The sequence below is a fragment of the Fontibacillus forbon genome, from assembly GCF_046559655.1.
Classification (GTDB): Bacteria; Bacillota; Bacilli; order Paenibacillales; family Paenibacillaceae; genus Fontibacillus.
In genome coordinates, this window is sequence record NZ_JBKGFV010000002.1 from 350,311 (window position 1) to 371,101 (window position 20,791).

Annotated in this window: 10 protein-coding genes and 3 riboswitches; of the genes, 2 read left to right on the forward strand and 8 right to left on the reverse strand. The window is 48.5% G+C overall.

The genetic code is table 11. The annotated features are described in order from the left end of the window. Positions 1-107 precede the first annotated feature (107 nt). Positions 108-560 carry a carboxymuconolactone decarboxylase family protein gene (locus tag ACLB09_RS08340; protein WP_410769343.1) on the forward strand — a complete coding sequence of 151 codons (453 nt, stop codon included), beginning with the start codon at positions 108-110 and terminating at the stop codon, positions 558-560. Between the two features lie 104 nt (positions 561-664). Here ACLB09_RS08340 and ACLB09_RS08345 read toward each other — a convergent pair whose 3' ends face one another. The 7 genes from ACLB09_RS08345 to ACLB09_RS08375 all read right to left on the reverse strand — a co-directional run bounded on the left by ACLB09_RS08345 (position 665) and on the right by ACLB09_RS08375 (position 13,638). Further along, on the reverse strand, positions 665-2,854 hold the full coding sequence (locus ACLB09_RS08345) for an alpha-galactosidase (RefSeq protein ID WP_410769344.1): 2,190 nt from the start codon (positions 2,852-2,854) through the stop codon (positions 665-667). A 126-nt stretch (positions 2,855-2,980) separates the two neighbouring features. Beyond that, on the reverse strand, positions 2,981-3,592 hold the full coding sequence (locus tag ACLB09_RS08350) for a GGDEF domain-containing protein (RefSeq protein WP_410769345.1): 612 nt from the start codon (positions 3,590-3,592) through the stop codon (positions 2,981-2,983). 19 nt (positions 3,593-3,611) lie between these two features. Further along, positions 3,612-6,755: a hybrid sensor histidine kinase/response regulator gene (locus ACLB09_RS08355; protein ID WP_410769346.1), complete on the reverse strand. Its 3,144-nt coding sequence runs from the start codon at positions 6,753-6,755 to the stop codon at positions 3,612-3,614. Positions 6,756-6,785: 30 nt separating this feature from the next. Continuing rightward, positions 6,786-7,442: a sortase gene (locus ACLB09_RS08360; protein ID WP_410769347.1), complete on the reverse strand. Its 657-nt coding sequence runs from the start codon at positions 7,440-7,442 to the stop codon at positions 6,786-6,788. 149 nt (positions 7,443-7,591) lie between these two features. Beyond that, positions 7,592-11,320: a collagen binding domain-containing protein gene (locus ACLB09_RS08365; RefSeq protein WP_410769348.1), complete on the reverse strand. Its 3,729-nt coding sequence runs from the start codon at positions 11,318-11,320 to the stop codon at positions 7,592-7,594. Between the two features lie 209 nt (positions 11,321-11,529). After that, positions 11,530-12,699 carry a response regulator gene (locus tag ACLB09_RS08370; protein WP_410769349.1) on the reverse strand — a complete coding sequence of 390 codons (1,170 nt, stop codon included), beginning with the start codon at positions 12,697-12,699 and terminating at the stop codon, positions 11,530-11,532. A gap of 129 nt (positions 12,700-12,828) precedes the next feature. Continuing rightward, the gene (locus ACLB09_RS08375) at positions 12,829-13,638 is read right to left on the reverse strand and encodes a transglutaminase-like domain-containing protein (protein WP_410769350.1); all 810 of its coding nucleotides are present in this window, start codon (positions 13,636-13,638) and stop codon (positions 12,829-12,831) included. A gap of 11 nt (positions 13,639-13,649) precedes the next feature. Continuing rightward, positions 13,650-13,729, reverse strand: a riboswitch (cyclic di-GMP riboswitch). A gap of 198 nt (positions 13,730-13,927) precedes the next feature. Next, positions 13,928-14,016: riboswitch (cyclic di-GMP riboswitch) on the forward strand. Positions 14,017-14,102: 86 nt separating this feature from the next. Continuing rightward, positions 14,103-14,190, forward strand: a riboswitch (cyclic di-GMP riboswitch). Between the two features lie 90 nt (positions 14,191-14,280). Here ACLB09_RS08375 and ACLB09_RS08380 point away from each other — a divergent pair. Beyond that, complete coding sequence (locus tag ACLB09_RS08380) at positions 14,281-14,934, forward strand: anthrax toxin lethal factor-related metalloendopeptidase (RefSeq protein WP_410769351.1); 654 nt, start codon at positions 14,281-14,283, stop codon at positions 14,932-14,934. A gap of 55 nt (positions 14,935-14,989) precedes the next feature. Here ACLB09_RS08380 and ACLB09_RS08385 read toward each other — a convergent pair whose 3' ends face one another. Further along, positions 14,990-20,737, reverse strand: coding sequence for a MucBP domain-containing protein (locus tag ACLB09_RS08385; RefSeq protein WP_410769352.1), 5,748 nt, complete (start codon positions 20,735-20,737; stop codon positions 14,990-14,992). Between the last annotated feature and the right edge of the window lie 54 nt (positions 20,738-20,791).

Genomic DNA, 20,791 nt, shown 5'->3' on the forward strand with positions numbered 1-20,791 from the left:
CTTATTAATCCTTAATAACCTATTTTTGCGGCTTCGGTCACAAAATTCATCCTTCACCTGTCTATATATTTGGAAACAAGAAAAAATCCATGGTGGAGGAATGAATCATGAAAATGAGATTGAACCATTACAGCGCAAACCCGGAAGTGTACCGTGCGATGAGCCAACTGGAGCGCCATGTCCGTGAAAGCGGACTGGACCAGGTCATTTACGAGTTGATCAAAATCCGGGCTTCGCAAATCAACGGCTGCGCCTTTTGTCTTGATATGCATACGAATGAGCTGCGCAAGCTGGGTGAATCGGAGCAAAGAATCGCTCTGGTGAGCGTGTGGAGAGAATCACCGTGCTATACGGATAAGGAAAAGGCGGTACTGGAGTTGACGGAAGCCGTGACCTTGATTTCCAAAGAAGGAGTACCGGCGGAATTGTTTAATCGGATATTAACGTTTTTCAGCGAAAAAGAAACAGTGGATCTTATTTTCGCCATCAATTTGATTAACAGCTGGAACCGGATCGCCATTTCGACCGGGATGTTTCCCGGTTGTATGGACAAAGCCTGATAAGTCCGAGTTTTCTACTCCTGAAAATAAGAGCCCAGGGCGGTTGCCCCGGGCTCTTTCAGTTATGATTGATGAACCTTAGAACTATTAGAACTATGAACCGTTTAAACAGCCTTCAACCGTACCCACATGCTCGCAAAATCGCCGCGAAGCGAAGATACCGGCATTCCCAGGGTCATTAAGCGGTCACCGCCATAGATCTCGCCGCTCGTCTCCAGACGATAGTCCTTTTCAGGATCAAGTCCTTCCATTTTCACATTGCGGAGCGGGGCGTTCGGTTCCGCCAACACCTTGAAGTAAAACAGCAGCGCATCATTCTTGTCCGGACTGACAAACATCCAGGAAGTTTCATTGCCCTCAAATGGACTTAGAAGCCGGAACATTTCGCCCTGCTGAACCAAACCGCGATTCTCCTTGTAAGCGTTGACTTGCTGTTTGACGATCTCCTGTTCACCTTCGGTAAATTTGGTCAAATCCAGTTCGTACCCGAAATTCCCGGACATGGCGACATCGCCCCGGAATGACAGCGGGGTTGTCCGTTCCACTTGATGGTTCGGTACCGCCGACACATGCGCGCCCATCGTAGATACAGGATAAACGAGACTAGTTCCATACTGGATTTTCAGCCGTTCTACTGCATCGGTATCATCGCTCGTCCAGGTTTGCGGCATGTAATACAGCATCCCCGGATCAAACCGGCCGCCGCCGCCCGAACAGCTCTCGAACAAGATGTGCGGAAATTCGCCCGTAAGACTCTCCAACAATTCGTACAGACCAAGAATGTACCGGTGCGCGATTTCCTTCTGCCGTTCTCCCGGGATCCGTGCCGAACCGATTTCCGTCATGTTCCGGTTCATATCCCATTTCACATAGGAGATCGGAACCGTTCTGAAAATATCGCTTAAGCGCTCATATAAATAAGCCCTCACATCCGCTCTCGACATGTCAAGAACCAGTTGGTCTCTCGCCTCCGTCCGGCGGCGGTCCGGGACATGCAGACACCAGTCCGGATGACTGCGGTACAGATCGCTGTCCGGCGATACCATCTCCGGCTCGACCCAGAGACCGAACTGCAGCCCGGTTGCCTTCACCCTGCGCGCCAGATCCTCCAATCCGCCCGGCAGCTTGCGGCGGTCCTCAAACCAGTCTCCCAATGAGCTGTCGTCACGGTCGCGCCGTCCGAACCAGCCGTCATCCAGCACAAATAGTTCAATACCCAGCTCGCTGCCTGCTTTGGCAATAGCTTCGATTTTGTCCGCATTGAAATCGAAATAGGTAGCTTCCCAATTGTTCACTAAAATCGGACGCTCCCGATCCCGGTGTTGCCCCCGGCATAAACGGGTCCGGTACAGGCGATGGTAGGACCGGGACATACCGCCAAGCCCTTCATTCGAGTAGACCAGCACCACTTCCGGCGTCTGGAAAACCTCTCCCGGCTCCAAATGCCATGAGAAATCGAAGGGATTCAAGCCGATCTGCAGCCGGGTCATGCCGAACTGCTCAACCTCGGCTTCAGCGGTAAAGTTGCCGCTGTATACCAGACTCAAACCGTAAACTTCGCCCTGGCGTTCGTTCGCATCCGGGCGAAGCAAGGCGATAAAAGGATTTTGCTGGTGCGAGCTGGAGCCTCTACGGCTGCCGATGCCAGTAACTCCTGGAGCGAGTCTTCTTCTCTGAATATGACGTTCCCTGGCCCAGGCTCCCGACAAATACAAGGCATCGTAATTGGAATCGGCAAAATCCATAGAAGCGCTTAATGCACGTTCCAACTCCACCGGTTCCTTACCGCCGTTCAGGAATCGGGCCGATCTGGTGATGGCGTCGAAATCCGCAAACACCGTATAACTCAATATGACCGTCAATCCGGATATCTCGTCGAAGAGTTCCAGTTCCAGCGTTTCGGCTTCTCCCTCCTGCTCCGCATACACGGCCGGTAGCCCGCTCAACTCCGGTTTCCCTGGTGTGATTTTATGAGATTTATATACAAGTTCGGTTGCCCGCGTACCGTTAGCCAGCTTCACTTGATAAGCAGGACTGCGGAAATCGCTCGTTCCATATTGCGGATATTCCTGAGGCAGCGTGTCTAGTGAGATGGTTTTGTCATCAGAAAGCGGGTTTGGGCAAAATGAAGACCGCTCCTGCAATGTCAGCATTCCGGCCAAGTTGCTTCCTTGTCTTAGTTTGGGACCGTAATACACATGAGCGGCATATCCACGAACCAATTGAATGATGTAGCTGGAATTTTGAGATTGCAAATGGAACAGGTGATTATTTTCATCGAAAAAGATAGGCATGATAATCCTCCCGAAATGTTCTGAATAGTGGAATGATATCCTTCATTCTACTATGTTATCCAGAAGGAGTAACGATAATAAAGTGATTTTCTATATGGACTTTTGTGTGGTTATCTCGCCATATATTCAGCTCGCGGAATCATGTTTCCGGAAGACGTGATACCCGTTTTTGCCCAACCGCTTGGCATGATACATCGCGCTGTCGGCCTCCTCCATCATATGCGCCCGGTCCGCCTTGCACCCTTCGCACATGCTGATACCGATGCTTCCCGTTATGGATATGTCCCGATCCTGGATATAGTAAGGCCTGCTGATCTTTTTCAAAATCAACCCGGCCAAAATTTCTACCTGGTTCGGATCGCAATTTTTCATGATAAACAAAAATTCGTCCCCGCCCATGCGAAAGGCGAGCTGGTTTTTGTTCGTAATCTGTTTTAAATCCCGGCTTACTTCCTTAAGAAGTTCGTCACCGGCCGCATGACCGTAAGTGTCGTTGATTACCTTGAACCCGTCCAGATCCAAACTCAGCAGGGCAAGTTGGTCTTTAACCCGGTTCTGCGACCAGAACCGCTCTAACGCGACCCGGTTCATCAATCCGGTCACGGGATCGCGGTATACTAATTCTCTTAGAGCATTTCTTTCGGCGCGCAATGAACGGACATAGAGTGCTCCAACCAGGAATCCAACCAGGCAAATGCCATATATAAAGTAGTGCAAATTCGGTGCTGACATACTCATTTTTCATCACCAACCATAACTAATGTTGTTTATCATGCTGCTCTTTCCCCGCCCATTTGGGAATTCTGAAAGACACGGTCGTCCCTTGGCCCGGAATGCTGCTAATCTGCAATCCTTGACCGTAAGTTTGCTTAAGCCTCCGGTCCGTGTTGATCAGGCCTACTCCGCGGGACAGAGGTTCCTTTGATGAAAGCAGCCGCTCCAGCTTCTCCTTCCCGATGCCCACTCCGTCATCTTGGACCATTACGATCCACTCTTCCGCTCGATTGGAAATGATAATCTTAACCGTGCCGCCGCTGGATCTTGGAAAAATGCCGTGCCTTACCGCATTTTCGACCAGGGGCTGGAGCGAAAGCGGAGGAATTTCAGCGGTAATCGAGTCGGGGATCTCCCAGGAAATGCTCAATCTGTCGCCGAATCTTTCTTTTTCAATATACAGATAGGAACGCGTCAACTCCAACTCCTGTTCCAACGGAATCAAGCGCTGCAAATTTCTTGGATCGAAGCTCATTCTCAGGTAGGTTCCGAATTCCTCCAGCAACCCCGTCATTCGAGCAGGATCGCTGTCGCTTAAGGATGCGATCGAATTTAATGTATTGAATAAGAAATGGGGCCGAATTTGCGCTTGAAGCCATGCCGCCTCCATGCGCAATCGTTCGCCGACCGTATGCCGAAGATGGATCAATGCATGGACCCTGGCTTTGAGGTCAAGCGGCCCTACCGGTTTAGCCACATAATCGTTGGCCCCGGCGGAAAAACCGGCATATACGTCCTCTGGACGGCTTCTTGCCGTCAACAGCAGAACCGGAAGATCCGTAATCCCAAACTGGGTCCGAATGGTTCGAGTCAACTCGTATCCGGACATTTGCGGCATCATGACATCTGCAATGACCAGATCCCATTCCTCCCGTTCCAGCCATTTCAATGCTTCCGTTCCGCTCATAGCGTTAGAAATATCGAACTGATCCGGGGATAGAATATTGCTTATTATTTTCAAGTTAATAGGATCGTCATCAACCACCAGTATTCGCGGTTTAACGGAATGGTCCGAATGGTCCTCTTCCATCCGCAGCGATTTCTCGGCATCCGGGATTTCGTAATCCGCGGGGGCAGTTGCGGATGCGATTTGCGGTATTTCGACATATCCATAGTCTTCCCGCCCTTGCTCCTGGTTTGCTGAATGTTCGGCAATGTCAAGGGTGAAGATGAATTCCGACCCTTGCCCCGGGGAGGAAACTACCTCCAACGTTCCGCGATGAAGTTCCACCAGTTGCTTGCTGATGCTTAGTCCCAGACCAATCCCCCCCGCCCCTTTCAATCCGCTCTCTCCCTGTTCATAGGGCAGGAAAATCCGACGCCGTGTTTCCTCGTCCATTCCTATGCCAGAATCCTTGACAGAGATCGAAGCCACACCGTCCCGGACTTCGGCTTCCACTGCGATGATTCCATTTTCCGTATATTTTATCGCATTATGCAGCAGATTGAATATAATTTGGACGAGTCTGTTTTCATCGGCGATCACCCTTGGAAAAGATTTCGGCACATTCATAGCAAGCTCCACGGGTTTTCCTTCCGTTAAATAGCGAAGCATATCGAATACCCCGACAACCACGCCCTGAAGGTCTACGCTCCGTTTGTTCAAAAGGATGTCCCGTTCGCGAAGCAGGGTAGCATCCAGCAGATCATTAAGCAACAGGGACATCCTTTGCCCTACGGTTACGATAAGCTGCAAATTCCCGCGGCTGGACTCCTGCAATCCCTTCTTTTCATTTTCCAGTACGGTCTGGGCCATATTCATCATGGCGTGCAACGGATTCTTAAGTTCGTGGGACGTGTTCGCCAAAAAATCATCCTTCAGCTTGTCCGCTTTTCGAAGCTGATCCGCCATCCTTTGGGAAGAGAGCGTGATCTGGGAAAATCGGATAAACCAAAAAGAAGCAAGGCCAAGAAACGTAATAATGAGATCAAAGGGGTAATAAGGCATATCCGGCCAAAATCTAGATTTGAAGACACCGCTTATCAACATGTTGCTCGAAAGGGCAACCACCGATAAAAGAATGAAAATTGCGGTTTTTTCGCCCCGACGAATAATTTCAAGCACAAGGACCGGAACCATGAAGGCCGCACATAACATAATCACCAAAAGCAAATAGCGGCAGAGGATGATTTGCTGAACAGGCAGGCTGATAGCCAGCAGAGTGTTAACCGAGCAAAGGACCGTGAACACGGCGATGCCCCTGTTGAAGCTCCGGCTGCCAAGCAATGATTTCGTGCAGAGAATCAATAAAGCCGGGAGTGCGGAATAGACCCCTATTTTTATTTTTGTCGTCCAGTCGAAGTCAAAAGGAAACCAGACCAGCAGCAGTTTATCGTCGTCGACCAGTATCGAAATGATGGCGAAAAATAGGGTTGCGGCAAAATAGGCGAGTTCCTTGCCCCGATGTCCCAGAAAAAAAAGAATGCAGGCATATAAAACATGCAGCAACAGGACCACGCAAACGATAATCTGCATCGCTTCCGAAAAGGAGACCTCGCGGGTTACGGCTTCGGCCGTACCAAACTTGATTGATTGCGTAATTCCCCCTGTGCTATGCATTTGGTAATTGGACACATGGATAACGATATCGGTTACACCTGAATCGGACTTGAACAGAACGGTGTAAGGAATGTTCATGGCCCGATTCTGCCCGGGCGAATCGCCTGGTTCTCCGGTCGACTTCCTCATTTCACCATTCAAATAAATTTTGGAAGAGGTCTGCACATTTTGAACGCGAAGTCCTAACAGAGAATCGTTGTTCCCGGTAAGAACCCGAATCCGGTACGTTCCGTAGCCATATCCCGAATCACTGCCCAACTGCTTGTTCCATTTCCCCGGAACCTGTATCCACGTTTTTCCCGGTTCCTTCGCCAGATCCGATCCGTCTTTTACGTCCGGATCCAAAAAAAGGTTAGGGTAAAATTCCCACTCTCCGTTTAAATCGATCACTTGCTTGTCATTGAATTTCCAATTCCGTAAATCAATAACTCCATGTTGGGCTTTCGGATGAGCAGGAATCGCTCGAAATTGATACCAGAGCACCCTCAGGCTCAGGAGAATGACCAAAAACAGGCACAAATATAGCAATAGCTTTCTCTTCGATACAATGTTATTTGAATTGGACAACCGGACTCTATCCTCTCTAGGCTTTCAAATTCAAGATTCCAGCTTCGCTTGAACAATGAGCCGATGGGTTGATTTATTTAACGGATGGCAGGTGATCAAGGTGAGTATTCTATCGCTGCCGTTCCCGTCCAGGACTGACACATCGGTTGGTTCGACAATAAACTTTTTATACACCTTATATATGTAGTCACCCGATTTTGTCCTTATGGTGATCTTATCGTCAATCTCCACTTCATTCAAGCGGTTAAACAGTCTTCCGTCGGTGCGGGCCCTATGAGCTGCAATCACCGCATTGCCGGCATTTCCAAGTTTCGTTGTTTCCGTCATATGCACGGCCGCATGCTTCATGTTAGCTTTAGTTGCTCCTTCCAGCACGGGGAGCTTCAAGTCGATCGCATCCACTTCGATCGTCGCGATCGCGGCATCCTCATCGCCGGATTCCTCTACCGGCAAGACGGGGACCTCCTCACCGGACGCAGTCTCTTCTTCAAGCAGACGGGACACTTCGGCATAACCGTCATCGATTTCAAGGCTCGTACTTTCTGCAATCACGGCAGCCAATCCGTTGTTAGCTTCCCTAAGCAGCCTGGACTCTTCCCGGTCGGCCTGCCATTCCTGCCATCCCGGCGCGATCAGGACCACCAGGCCTGCGAAGATAAGCAAATACGACCACCATTTCCGCATCATTTCTTTCGCCTCCACCATTATCAAATCAGTACCGATTTCAATCCGACAAGTATAAACGATCCAACTCTACAAATTCTCGACTTTCTTAAACGTCAAAAAAAGAACGTTTCTCCGGAAATCTTCATCCTGAGAAACGCCCTATCTCAATTCTAATTTCTTCTAATACGCTTTATTCTTAACAGCAATCCCAGTGCGATCAGCGCCGCTCCGGACAGTTGTATCGGCAGAGCGCTTGATTCTCCGGTCTTTGGCAGTACCTTTACTCCATGACCGTCCTTTTCATCCTTATCGGACGGTTTATCTCCGCGGGTCCCGCCCAACGGATTTCCATCCTCGTCCAGATTGACATCTTCCGGCTGGTCATTATCCGAAGTCGGTTGCTCGCCCTCTGTTCCATCCCCGGGAAGAGGTTCATCCGGACTTTCAAGCACTTCGTCATCCTTCGGCACATCCGGCGGATTTACCGGATTCCCCGGGGTTCCCGGATTTTCCGGATTACCTGGCATTCCTGGGTTACCTGGGTTACCTGGGTTACCAGGATTACCGGGGTTACCTGGATTACCCGGCGTTTCAGGTTTTTTCTCATTCTCCACGGTAACGGTGAGCGTATCTTCCGTTGGAACGATACTCGAATCAAGAGTAACAGAGATTTCCGACCGAGTTGCGGCATATCCCGCAGGCGCCTGGGTCTCCTGCAAGATGTAATCACCATACGGCAATCCCGCAAACAAGGCAATGCCCGCTTTATCCGTCGTCAACGTCAAAGGCGCTCTCAATTTATCCGCATCCTGCAGAACAAAAGTTGCTCCTTCTAACGTTTTGGCGGGATCCAGTTTGTCGACCTTCACGATTCTCAATTGACCGATCGGTACTACCGGATCTCTTTCTTTTGCGTTCTCCACCGTAACCCGAAGTACTCCTCCGCTTTGCTGAACGTCGCTGTCTATGGTGATCTGGCGTCCAGCCGAATCTAGCACATAACCTTCAGGCGCTTCGGTCTCAAACAAGGTATAGGTATCGTAAAGCAATTTAGTAAACGTGATCTTGCCGTCGGCTCCCGTTACTTTTTCACCAAGCGTCTCGCCCTTGCTATTGATAAGCTTGAACTTGGCGCCGGACAGTTTAAGATCATGATTCTCTTTGTCCAGCTTGGTAATTTCCAACGATCCGCGTACCCCCGAGCCCGTACCCGAACCCGAAGAGATGCGGATTTCGATCGATTTTTCGGTTTCCCGGGCCCCGACCGTTACTCCTTCACCCTCGAAGCTCACTTCATTGGTAATTTTTTCCCGATCGACGGATACCGCGATCTCCGAATCATATTGGAGAATGTAGGCGGTGTCGATGACCGGAGGAAGCTCGACTTCAAAGCTCTCGCTTCCCGTCTCCGCATCGGTGAGGATCGTTAGCTTGTAATCCTTGCCTTGCTCCAAAAGCTCATCCGCCGATACGTTGCCGGAAGCATCTACCTTAGCTTTGTAAAGCTTGAATGAATCCGGTATCAGAATCTGGTTAGGGCTAGGCGTGTCCACGATTTTGCTTCGTTCCACATAAGACTGGCCTTCGTTGATTTTGATACTCCAGTGAATCTTGTCCCCGTCTCTGGATCCGTCTTTGCTGACATAAACCTCTCCGCGCGGAACGGTTACGCTTTTCTCCCAATTCCACTTTTTGCCGTCCGTCCCGGTCAGGTTCGCCTTATTTGCAATAACATCGGAGACCAGGGTCTTATCCAGCTTCGTCTTGAAGGTGATCCAGTATGGAGACGTGATGTCTCCCAGATCAATGCGCAGTTCATTGCCGACATAGCTGATCTTACCTTCATCAAGCGTCAGCTCCGCATCTGGATCCGGAGTTCCGTCCGGCTTGACGGTAATTGGGTAAACTTTCACGGTCCCGTCAATCAAAGTTTGACCGTCCTGGAGCAAATCCGTAATCACCGCGCCTTTAACCGGGTTGCTATTGTAATTGGCGATAATATCCCAAGTCAATTCTTTTACGCGCGGGTCGTATTTTCCGTTTTTGGCCCCGTTATTGTTGGTATAATCGTTAGGTTTAAACTCAGCCCCGAGTTCCACCCGGCTGCCGGGAACCTTTTCGACCCATTCCAGCTTCGCTACATTTTTGTAAAGCGATTTTTCCGGCGTAAATTTCGTCGTGTAAGTAATCGTATAGACATCGTCAAAAGTGCCGGTAATGCTGAGCTTAAATCCTTTGTCAGGTTCGGTATCGTCCAAATGATACGGCAAAACCGGGTCCCCGGACGAAACCACCTTCAAACTTGCCGGAATCAAGGTTAAGCCTCCGCCGGAAAACACATCCTCGATCACCAGATTGCTCATGGACCATTGATCTTTGTTGACGACGATTTTCCAACTGACTTCCTTGGAGCTGTAGTCGATGGCTTCCCTTGTTTTAACGCCGATGCCGCTTTTGAAGGTATGGGTCGCCGAACCTCCGTTTTCTTTGCCGTTCTGTACCGAATATACCGCATTGGTCACCGAAGTGTCTTTATAGACCCGCCCGGTGGCTTTTGTCTTGTATTCGATATTGTAAGCGGCTTGTATGTCGGATTTAAACTGCAGATCGAACCCGTTTTTGCCGCCTTCCGCAAAATCCGAAACCGGTGTAACCTCATAGGCGTTCTCGTCCAGCTCAGAACCATCCAGGTTTAAAACTTTTACAGGTCCGTCCAAGACTAAAAAGTTTCCGAAACGGTCTTCGATTTTGGCGTCGGTCTTGGCGATTTTCTTTTCCCCGTAATTGTATTTGATGCGCCACGATACCGACTGGTTAACCGCGTCGTAGGATCCGCCGATCGTTTCCTTCGTCAGCAACGGCTCTCTATGAATGGTTACCGTCTTGCTGGCTTCCGCGTTCTGCTGATTGTCGCTCTTCAATTCGGCCTGGTTGGTGAAGGCGGTTTCCTCTTCGTCCGTTACCAGCGTCGTATATTGAATGCGATAGGCCGACTTCAGCCCGGTTTCGTTGAACTGAATGCGGAATGTGGAACTGTCGCTGTCGACATCGATTTGATAGTTCCCCTCGGCCGGAGTTACTTCCGCTCCCCGATCCGGTTCCCGGTCCACATTCACATTCAGCTTGTAGACCTTGATGGATGCAGGGTCAAGGGTGAGCCCCTCCGGAATCCGGTCCGACACGACAGGCCGGTCGAGTTTGGCCAATACCGTATTTACGTCCAGACTCCAGTTGATTTTTTGGGCTTTGTCCGCGATTCCTTGCTTCGTCAGCAGTTCCCCGTCTTTCGGCGTGAACAACACCTTTGCAACTTGAGTTCCGCCCCGGACTGGAAAATAAATCGGCACTTCCACGCTGCCCTTGATCGTATCCTTACTGAACTCCGTATGAATCTCCATCATTCCCCGCACTTCGGAGTTATCGACATTAGCATTGAATTCCACGATCACATGACCGTCCGTCTTCACCGTAAACTTCCCGATACTACTGCCGTCATCGATGATTAACGGGCTTGTAAAATCGTTGTAGATCACGAATTCCCGGGGAATGTCAAACTCGAAGGTATCCCCTGCTTGATAACCGTGTCCGTTTTCCAAAGCCCATTCGTATTCAATGCTGACCGCGTCGCCGAAATTGGACATTTCGTTTCTGTCCGGATTGTAAACCGCGTCGATGACGGTTGAGTTTTGGTCCCGGAGGGTTACCTTGGTCAGAATAATATCCTGATTCAGCGCCTTCAGCGCAAAGGGACCATACGTATCCTCGGTAACGCTCGCAGCTTGTCCGGCCGTTTCGGAAGATGGCTCCGAATCAGCGCTTGCCGCAGCCGTTCCCGCTCCAATAACGCTCTGGATCAGAAGAATCCAGACCAACGCTACTGCGATCATTTTTTTCTTCATTGCTATAATTTCCCACCCTCTTCTTTGTTTTTCTGGATCGTATCGGCCGGGATTTTCATATGAATCTTCTCCCTTTTCCCTTCCGACAATATCCGCATTCCTACTTATTTATAATAATTCTTAAAACTCGACAAATTCTCTACAACACTGCTGCGGAAAATAAAAGAGGCACCCCTCAAGGCGCCCCATATCTTATCATCGTATGCTATTTACAACGAGCCGGGCTGGGCCTGCAAGCCTATTGTCGGCACACCTTTTTTCCAGTCTTCATACCAATCGGAAACAGGGGCTGACGGTGTCACATTCAGCTCTTCTCCTAATGCGTTTACCAGAGCGTTATAAAGCGTCTCTACCATAGCCGGATTATTCAGCGAGGCGTAAATGTTCATCTGCGCAAAATAAGCCGCCTCCTCATCGGGATACAACACGCACAGTTGCTGGTAGCTGTAAATGGCCTTCTCCCAAAGCTCCTGATCGCGATACCACTCCGCTATGACATACGACGTTTCAAGCCAAAGATTTTTGAGGCGCTGGCGTTCACTCTCGGCCCACCAATAATCATATTCCTGCAAATAATCTCCCGTGTACATTTGCATGACGTCTATGTAGTGTTCGATTGAGTCCTCCGAGACGGGCGGCAGCTCGCTCACCTTCGTCTCCCATTCATCGGTGTCCAGCAAAATTTGATCCAGGCTCATCATATATCCTTCGGTAGTATTGACGATTTGAATACGGCTGCCGAAAGGCTTTAACGTTTTCCGGATATGATAAACAGCGGTGTATAACTGCGAATATGCCTTGTCTTGCTCGTATTCCGGCCAGAACATTTCCGTTAAGGTCGACTTGCGAACCAATTGGCCCCGGTGTTGCAAAAGATACAAAAACAGCTCCTGTGCTCTCGTAGTCCGCCACTGCAACAGGCTTTGCCGCCCCTCCTTCATTTCGGCACTGACCTGCCGGAACAAGTTTATACGAGTGTACTCCAATTCATTTCCGGCGGCTTCGCCCGGCCGGGTATCCAGGCTCGCCTTGATCCGGTTCATCGTTTTCTCCAGCCGTTCCGCCTGGATTGGTTTTAAAATATAATCAAGAGCGTTCAGTTCGAACGCCTTGACCGCATATTCATCATAAGCCGTCACAAACACGACCTGGATATCCGGCTTTTGTTCCAGAATTTGCTCGGCTAATTCGATGCCGTTCAACTCGGGCAAGTTAATATCCAAAAACACGATATCGGCTTGCCGCGAAATGATCCCCCGTATTCCCTCCAGCGGGTCGGTATATTTACCTACAATATCTATATCCATGGCAAGCTTCGCCAGTTGTCGCTCCAAATAGTCCAAAGCCAGCCGTTCATCATCCACAAGGATTACTTTCATAGACTAGACTCCCCAATATTTTGAATTCCAAATTAATTCTACCTGATTAAAAGAATAGCATATTTGGCAAAAACAAAGAAGCCTGAGGCTAACTAGCCCCAGGCTTCCTTTTAGATAAAAACAACTCTCTTAATAGTATTTGTCGGTTTTATATTTGGCTGTATCCTTCAACATTTGAAAAGAAGTCGTGGTTCCTTTCCAGCCGGCGTCGACCGTAGTATCGATCGTTACCCATTCGCCGTCGATGAGCACTTCGTTCCAGGCATGATAAGTTTCCACATAATCCGTAGTTCCCATAACCAGCTTAGCCGGAATGTCGGAGCTGCGCAACATGGCGGCAAACAAAGCCGAATAACCGTAACAGATGTCTTTTTTTGTGGTCAAGGTACGATCAATTTGCGGCAAATAATCCGACGTTGCGCTGAAAGCCAATCCGTTGTCGTATTGGATATGACCGATGATATATTCATAGATGGCCTGAACCTTTTCCTTGTCGGTTGTTGCATTTTTGGTCAAATTCTTGGCCTGAGCTACAGCCAGGCTCGAAGGGCTCCATTTCACGTTTTGAACGGAATTCAAATATACCTTGTCGGGATCGGTCATGTTCAGGGAAAATTCGGCCTTGTGGACAACCCGGTAGGTAGTTCCCTTGACTTGCTCCAACAGACTGACGTTGTAATCCCCATTTCCCATTTGCAAAGGAAAGACTTCGTTCCGGACCCCTGCCTGCAAATTGTAGGAGTATTTACTATCCCCTTTTGCGACCAGCAGCTTCGTCTTGATACCGGACTTTGCTTCATAATTAAGGATAATGATGCCTTCGGAGAGGCGGTCGGTCTTAAGCCACTCCATCTTCTCGGCGGCATTTACCCCGGAACTTTCAGGCCAAAAAAACAGCACGCTGATAACCATGGCATAGAGCAGCATCTTTCTCATCATATAAAACTCCTTTCGGTAGCTGGCTGCCATCATCGCGGAAGGCCCTGTAGCTTTGCGTCCCTGCCTTTCGACAGGTTTGCCGTTATCGTTTAAAGTTTTATAGGACTTGTCGCCCCTGAAAAACTATAAATCTAGCTGTATAGTATCACATTTTGTCCCAAACGCAACAGTCCCAAACCGTTTGCCTCAAAACGCGACATACTTCGCGAAACAATGCTTGACTAACTAGTCTATTAGACTTATTCTAATGATAGCTAGATTCATATATTTACCTAATTTCATACTTCTTGATTGATAAGGGCAAACCCATCGAAAGATGGGGACGCAAAACTACAGGGGTTAAGGCGGAAGATTCCGCTAGACCAGCCAGTTGCCGATTTAAGGGGCTCAACTTTATGTTGACTACAACCTTCTTATTCGGTAAGAAGGTTTTTTGTTTTCGTAAACCAATTTCATAATTTTCATGTTGATAAAGGCAAATCCATCGAAAGATGGGGACGCAAAGCTATAGGGGCTACCACGGACAATCCGTAACGCCAGCCAGTTGCCGATATGGAAGCCAAACCGGAATACGCGTTATTTCGTTTCTTCCTGATTCGGTTAGTATGCATCAATCGTTGATGCAATTTGGGAGGAACTGAAATGAAACGTATTTTTTATTTGGCTATTGCTATTATTTTCACTATGAATCTAGCAGCGATTCCTGCCTTTGCAGAATCCAACAACAGTCTGGTAGACGAGATTGTAGTATTGCCGCAAGGCGATTACAGCAAGGCTGAAGCCGATAAAATGATGAATCGTCTGGCGCTAATCCCCTCCTCCCTGTTGCAAGGATTGAAAAACAACGGAGTCAAGATCAAACTGGTCAACGGCAAAATTACGGATGAACCGGAATTCGCTCAATACAAAGGCGTTACGCCTAGAGGCTGGGAAAACACAGGACTTACATGGGATGATGTTCCGGGCGTCAGCTCCAATGTCGTTATCGCAAGAATCGGATACAGCAACAAAGGCAAAGGACACAACGGTCAGAACCTGGAGCTCCATGAAACATTCCATGCGATTGACCGGATCGTTCTGAACAACGTAAGCTCCTCCTCCGATTTCATTGAGGTCTGGAAGCAAGAAGCGAACAACGATTATGAAGGTGACGGCTATGTGTCGGTGTATTCGACCGAGTATTTTGCGGAAACCGCAACACTGTACTTCTATAGTGACAAAACACGGAACCACCTGAAAGAGGACATGCCTTTAACCTATGAATTTTTGGACAAGCTGTTCTCGAGTGCCCAATAAATAAAAGACTCCCTTCCGGTTAAAGTTTCTAACCGAAAGAGAGCCTTTTTAGTTGTTAAGGATAGACACGGTTAGGAAGTACTTCTTCCCAAACTTCTACTTCAGATTCTTCTTCTCTGGAGTAGTCATGATGATTCGTGGCTTCAAGGATGTCGTAGTAATACCACTTACCGTAGACATTATCCGGCCACATCTTGGCATCCTCATGAATTCCGTCCTTATCGACTTTTCTGTTCAGCACGCTGTTGATGAACGCGGCGGCTTCAGCCCGAGTAATGTATTGATTCGGTTTGAAGGTTCCGTCCGTGTAGCCTTTGATCCAGCCTTTATTGGCTGCGGAGGCAATATACTTTTCTGCCCAGTGTCCTGTAATGTCCGTGAAACTATCGTTTACCCGCTCATCAAGCTTGTCAAAACGGGAAGCGATCGCCGCGAACTCGGCTCTGGTAATATATTGTCCGGGTTTAAAGGTACCGTCTGGATACCCGGTAATGACTCCGGCATTCTCCATCGTGGATATATGCTTGTTGGACCAACGCGTAGCCCCTACGTCGGAGAAGGAATTGCCGGTTTTCAGGTATTCGGAACGGCTTTCATCATCCAGCAACCGGTAGAAAATCGCGGCTACTTCTTCGCGGGTAATGTTGTTGAGCGGCTTCACCGAGCCGTCTGGATACCCGTTAATATAGTCGTAGTGATTCTCCATTTCAAGGGTTGGCGGAACGGCTGGCAGCGGCGGCAAGGCCGGCAGCGGAGTTACGGTCGATCCGCTCGAGGTGTTAGAACCTCCGGATCCACCCGGGTTGGACGAATTTCTAGTGTAGTAGAAAATATACTCTTGGCCTGCCTGCGTTGTAAACGTGTAGGCGTCGGTCGATTTCACCGGAGTGTAGCCGGAGATCGATACGGCCGTCAGAGTTTTCGTCTCGCCTGGTTTGCCTGTAAATACGCTTGGACTTGCAAGCTGCTCGTTCGTTCCGTTCAACAAATACTTGACGGTGAGTTGCTGATCGGCTGGTGCGTTTTTCGTGTAGTAGAACACATAATTTTGGTTCGGTTCGTCGCTATAATGATAGTCGTAACTTGGAATTTCAGGAGTATAACCCGGAACGTTTTTCGCATTCAACGTAAATTGGGTTCCTGCTTTCCCTTCGATGACTTCCTGTGAAGCAATTTCCCCATTTGTCTCTCTATCGAGATACGAAATAGTGAGCTGCACCACGTCACCAGAAGGCTCGCCAAGGTTATAGTAAATCGTAAATTCCTGCTCCAAGTCAAGGGTTAGCGTATAGTTATACGTTAACTCTTCCGGCATATAAACCGCATCAGCTACGGAAATCGGACCTGCTTTCAGCAGAATTGTTTCACCGACTTTTCCACTGGCCAGAGTTGGTTCCATAAGCGGCAGATTGGATTCCTTGTCTACATGATGAACGAGAACCGTCCGTTCCAAGCCTGTAACGTCTTGCGTGTAGTTGAAAGTGAATACGTCATGAAGCGGCTCGTTTTTGAATGTATACGGAACGCTGTAATCGTGTGGTTTATAAACCGCACCAGTTACCGAATCCGTGTAATCATTCGCGGTGAGCGTGATCTCTTCACCCACTTTACCCGCATGCTCGGTCGGATCTAACAAATCATTGCCCGTAATCAAATCAACATATCTTACGGTCAAGGTTCTGTTGTTATCAGGCTCGTTAGCCTTGTAGTAGAACACATGCGGTGCATTTTCAACGCCCAACGTGTAGCTGTAAGTAGGTTCTAGCGGGGTGTAGCCCGTGATATCCTTCGCTTTCAGCACGATCGTTTGACCTGTAACACCATTGGATGTTGTCGGATCGGAAAGTTCTTTATCCGTTCCTTCTTCCAGGTACTGCACTTCTACGCTTTGCTCGTCGGCTGTGTAGTAGAAAGTGTACTCAGGATTCTCGGCACCCAACGTGTACTCCCTCGTAGGTTCACCTACCACGGTATAGCCTGGGAACTCCTTGGCTTCCAGTGTCAGCTTCTCACCGGTTTTACCCGTTTGAGTTTCAGTATCCAGCACTTCATTTGTGCCTTCCACCACATGCTTCACGACCACGCTTTGTTCATTTGCCGTGTAGTAGAAAGTTTGTTCCGGATTCTCGGCACCCAACGTGTACTCCCTCGTAGGTTCGCCTACCACGGTGTACCCTGGGAACTCCTTGGCTTCCAGTGTCAGCTTCTCACCGGTTTTACCCGTTTGAGTTTCAGTATCCAGCACTTCATTTGTGCCTTCCACCACATGCTTCACGACCACGCTTTGTTCATTTGCCGTGTAGTAGAAAGTTTGTTCCGGATTCTCGGCACCCAACGTGTACTCCCTCGTAGGTTCGCCTACCACGGTGTACCCTGGGAACTCCTTGGCTTCCAGTGTCAGCTTCTCACCGGTTTTACCCGTTTGAGTTTCAGTATCCAGCACTTCATTTGTGCCTTCCACCACATGCTTCACGACCACGCTTTGTTCATTTGCCGTGTAGTAGAAAGTGTACTCGTTGTTGCCCTCGGCTTTAATCGTATAGTTGTCAGTGGCTTTCTCCGGCGTATAACCCGGAGCGTTCGCCGCTGTCAGTTCGATCGTTTCGCCGGTCAGGCCTTTCACTATCGTGCTTGGAGCAACTTCATCCGTTGTACCTTTCTTCAGGTACTTCACCGTTACGTTTTGTTCGCTGGCGGTGTAGTAGAAGATGTACTCGTTGTTGCCCTCGGCTTTAATCGTATAGTTGTCAGTGGCTTTCTCTGGGGTGTATCCCGGAGCATTCGCCGCTGTCAGTTCGATTGTTTCGCCAGTCAGGCCTTTCACTGTCGTGCTTGGAGCAACTTCATCCGTTGTACCTTTTTTCAGGTACTTTACCGTTACGTTTTGCTCGCTGGCGGTGTAGTAGAAGATATACTCGTTGTTGCCCTCGGCTTTAATCGTATAGTTGTCAGTGGCTTTCTCTGGGGTGTAGCCCGGAGCGTTCGCCGCTGTCAGTTCGATCGTTTCGCCGGTCAGACCTTTCACCGTCGTGCTTGGAGCAACTTCATCCGTTGTACCTTTTTTCAGGTACTTCACCGTTACGTTTTGTTCGCTGGCGGTGTAGTAGAAGATGTACTCGTTGTTGCCTTCGGCTTTAATCGTATAGTTGTCAGTGGCTTTCTCAGGCGTATAACCTGGTGCGTTCGCCGCTGTCAGTTCGATTGTTTCGCCAGTCAAGCCTTTCACTGTCGTGCTCGGAGCAACTTCATCGCTCGTACCTTTCTTCAGGTACTTCACCGTTACGTTTTGTTCGCTGGCGGTATAGTAGAAGATGTACTCGTTGTTGCCCTCGGCTTTAATCGTATAGTTGTCAGTGGCTTTCTCTGGGGTGTAGCCCGGAGCATTCGCCGCTGTCAGTTCGATCGTTTCGCCGGTCAGGCCTTTCACTATCGTGCTTGGAGCAACTTCATCCGTTGTACCTTTCTTCAGGTACTTCACCGTTACGTTTTGTTCGCTGGCGGTGTAGTAGAAGATGTACTCGTTGTTGCCCTCGGCTTTAATCGTATAGTTGTCAGTGGCTTTCTCTGGGGTGTAGCCCGGAGCATTCGCCGCTGTCAGTTCGATCGTTTCGCCGGTCAGGCCTTTCACTGTCGTGCTCGGAGCAACTTCATCCGTTGTACCTTTCTTCAGGTACTTCACCGTTACGTTTTGCTCGTTGGCGGTATAGTAGAAGATGTACTCGTTGTTGCCCTCGGCTTTAATCGTATAGTTGTCAGTGGCTTTCTCTGGGGTGTAGCCCGGAGCGTTCGCCGCTGTCAGTTCGATCGTTTCGCCAGTCAGACCTTTCACTGTCGTACTTGGAGCAACTTCATCCGTTGTACCTTTCTTCAGGTACTTCACCGTTACGTTTTGTTCGCTGGCGGTGTAGTAGAAGATGTACTCGTTGTTGCCCTCGGCTTTAATCGTATAGTTGTCAGTGGCTTTTTCTGGGGTGTAGCCCGGAGCATTCGCCGCTGTCAGTTCGATTGTTTCGCCAGTCAGGCCTTTCACTGTCGTGCTCGGAGCAACTTCATCCGTTGTACCTTTCTTCAGGTACTTCACCGTTACGTTTTGCTCGTTGGCGGTGTAGTAGAACGTATGGACCTGATTTGGTTCAGATGTAAACGTATAGACAACTTTTTCGGGTGCTACTACAGTATAGCCGTCTATCTTTTCAGCATTCAGCTCTACTTTCGAACCAGGCAGCCCTTTTTTCTCTGTCTGATTCAAAAGTGGTTTACCGGATTTATCAAGATATTTAACGGTTACTGTTTGTTCAACTGCTTTCGCATATCCAAACCATATAGTCGGATTGGGATTCGAAACAGTTAATATAACACTTCTTGGACTCTCACCTACTTTAAGCTGGTTCCCTAAAACTTCTTTTGCAGGAACCAAGTACGGACCGTAGCCTAAAGGCAGAGAATCTTTACCATTTTGATCTTTGTACTTCTCGCTATAAAGTTGTTGTGCTAACTCAGGACTGCTTACCTCAACACCGTTAGCGTTTACCGGCTTGCCTTGAGCATTAACTTGATAGCCCTTTATGAGGATGGAACCATTACCGATCTTATCCTTAGGAATAGGGAACTCCTTTGTAATAGGATTATTTTTAATATCCGTGTAATCTAAGGTAGTTTTCCCGTTCATCGGATACTCGACATTTGAAACCGGGTTTTTGGATTGATCTAGTTTTACTTTATAAGTAAGTGTTGCGGTATTGCCTTCGACGATATTACCTGCATCCCAGGAAATCGTTTCAGCTTGCTCATTCCAGGTATAAGTTCCTTGTGAAACTGAAATGCTCCCTGGAACCAGATCGAACATGGATCCCATCGGATCAGTTACAACAGCTGATTTCGCCGCATAAGCAATTTCACCGACCATGGCATTAAAAATTTGATTCAGATCTTCAGTTTTAGCGGAGTAATAACCTTCACTTTGGATATTTTTTAGGATTTTTTCCTCATTCCCATTTTGGGGAACCTCTAGTCCGACAGAGAAGATCTTATATCCAGTATCCTTAGCGATCTTTGCTTGAGAGATAGTAGCGATACTATGGTCATAAACTTTATACTTATAGTAACCACTAAAAATCCCAGTTCTAATCCACTTAAAACTGTAATTAATTGTGTAGTCGGATCCATTGCCGACCCGGCCACCAAATTCTGTGATAGCAAATTGGTGTGAGTTATCTGGCCAGTTGTAATCTATAGCATCCACTGCTTCATAGCTATAGGTTGGCTCACCGTCACTTAACAAAACAATATACTTGTTTTCAGCCGAGCTTTCCCCTAGAAGTTCTTGGGCGGCTCTCAAACCAGCTTGAATATTAGTACCTTGATTAGAAGCTGAAATCCCGTTAATAGCGGTTATCAAGCTGCTTTTGCTAGTGAAGCTCTTAAACCCATCCGAGACATCTTTATCAGCGCCTTTGTCAAAGGTAACTAGTGCGATCCGAGGATTAGTTCCCTCAAGAAGGAGATGATTCACAAAGGACTTTGCAGCATCCTTCGCTTTAGTCATCCGGGTCCCATCCATACTTCCGGAACGGTCAATAACTAGCACCACATCCGTTGTGGACTTACGGTTCTTACCGTCGACCGTAAGGTTGATCTCCCATTCCCCGAAATTCCCTGTCGGTTTGGCCTTCTTATCCAGGTTGGTAGCTCCAGGATTAGGCCAGGAGATATTCCCCGCACCAGCTCCATAAACAGGCAGTGCCCCAACTAAAAGTGAAAACAAACATAACCACGATACTACAATCTTTAACCCGCGTTTCATAGGTTCCTCCTCATTTTTTCATGGAATTCCTCCCTTTCAAGCACTAGTATTCTA

Coding starts and splice junctions, on each gene's coding strand:
- ACLB09_RS08340 (WP_410769343.1), top strand. CDS start 108: ATGAAAATGAGATTGAACCATTACAGCGCAAACCCGGAAGTGTACCGT.
- ACLB09_RS08345 (WP_410769344.1), bottom strand. CDS start 2,854: ATGCCTATCTTTTTCGATGAAAATAATCACCTGTTCCATTTGCAATCT.
- ACLB09_RS08350 (WP_410769345.1), bottom strand. CDS start 3,592: ATGAGTATGTCAGCACCGAATTTGCACTACTTTATATATGGCATTTGC.
- ACLB09_RS08360 (WP_410769347.1), bottom strand. CDS start 7,442: ATGATGCGGAAATGGTGGTCGTATTTGCTTATCTTCGCAGGCCTGGTG.
- ACLB09_RS08365 (WP_410769348.1), bottom strand. CDS start 11,320: ATGAAGAAAAAAATGATCGCAGTAGCGTTGGTCTGGATTCTTCTGATC.
- ACLB09_RS08370 (WP_410769349.1), bottom strand. CDS start 12,699: ATGAAAGTAATCCTTGTGGATGATGAACGGCTGGCTTTGGACTATTTG.
- ACLB09_RS08375 (WP_410769350.1), bottom strand. CDS start 13,638: ATGATGAGAAAGATGCTGCTCTATGCCATGGTTATCAGCGTGCTGTTT.
- ACLB09_RS08380 (WP_410769351.1), top strand. CDS start 14,281: ATGAAACGTATTTTTTATTTGGCTATTGCTATTATTTTCACTATGAAT.
- ACLB09_RS08385 (WP_410769352.1), bottom strand. CDS start 20,737: ATGAAACGCGGGTTAAAGATTGTAGTATCGTGGTTATGTTTGTTTTCA.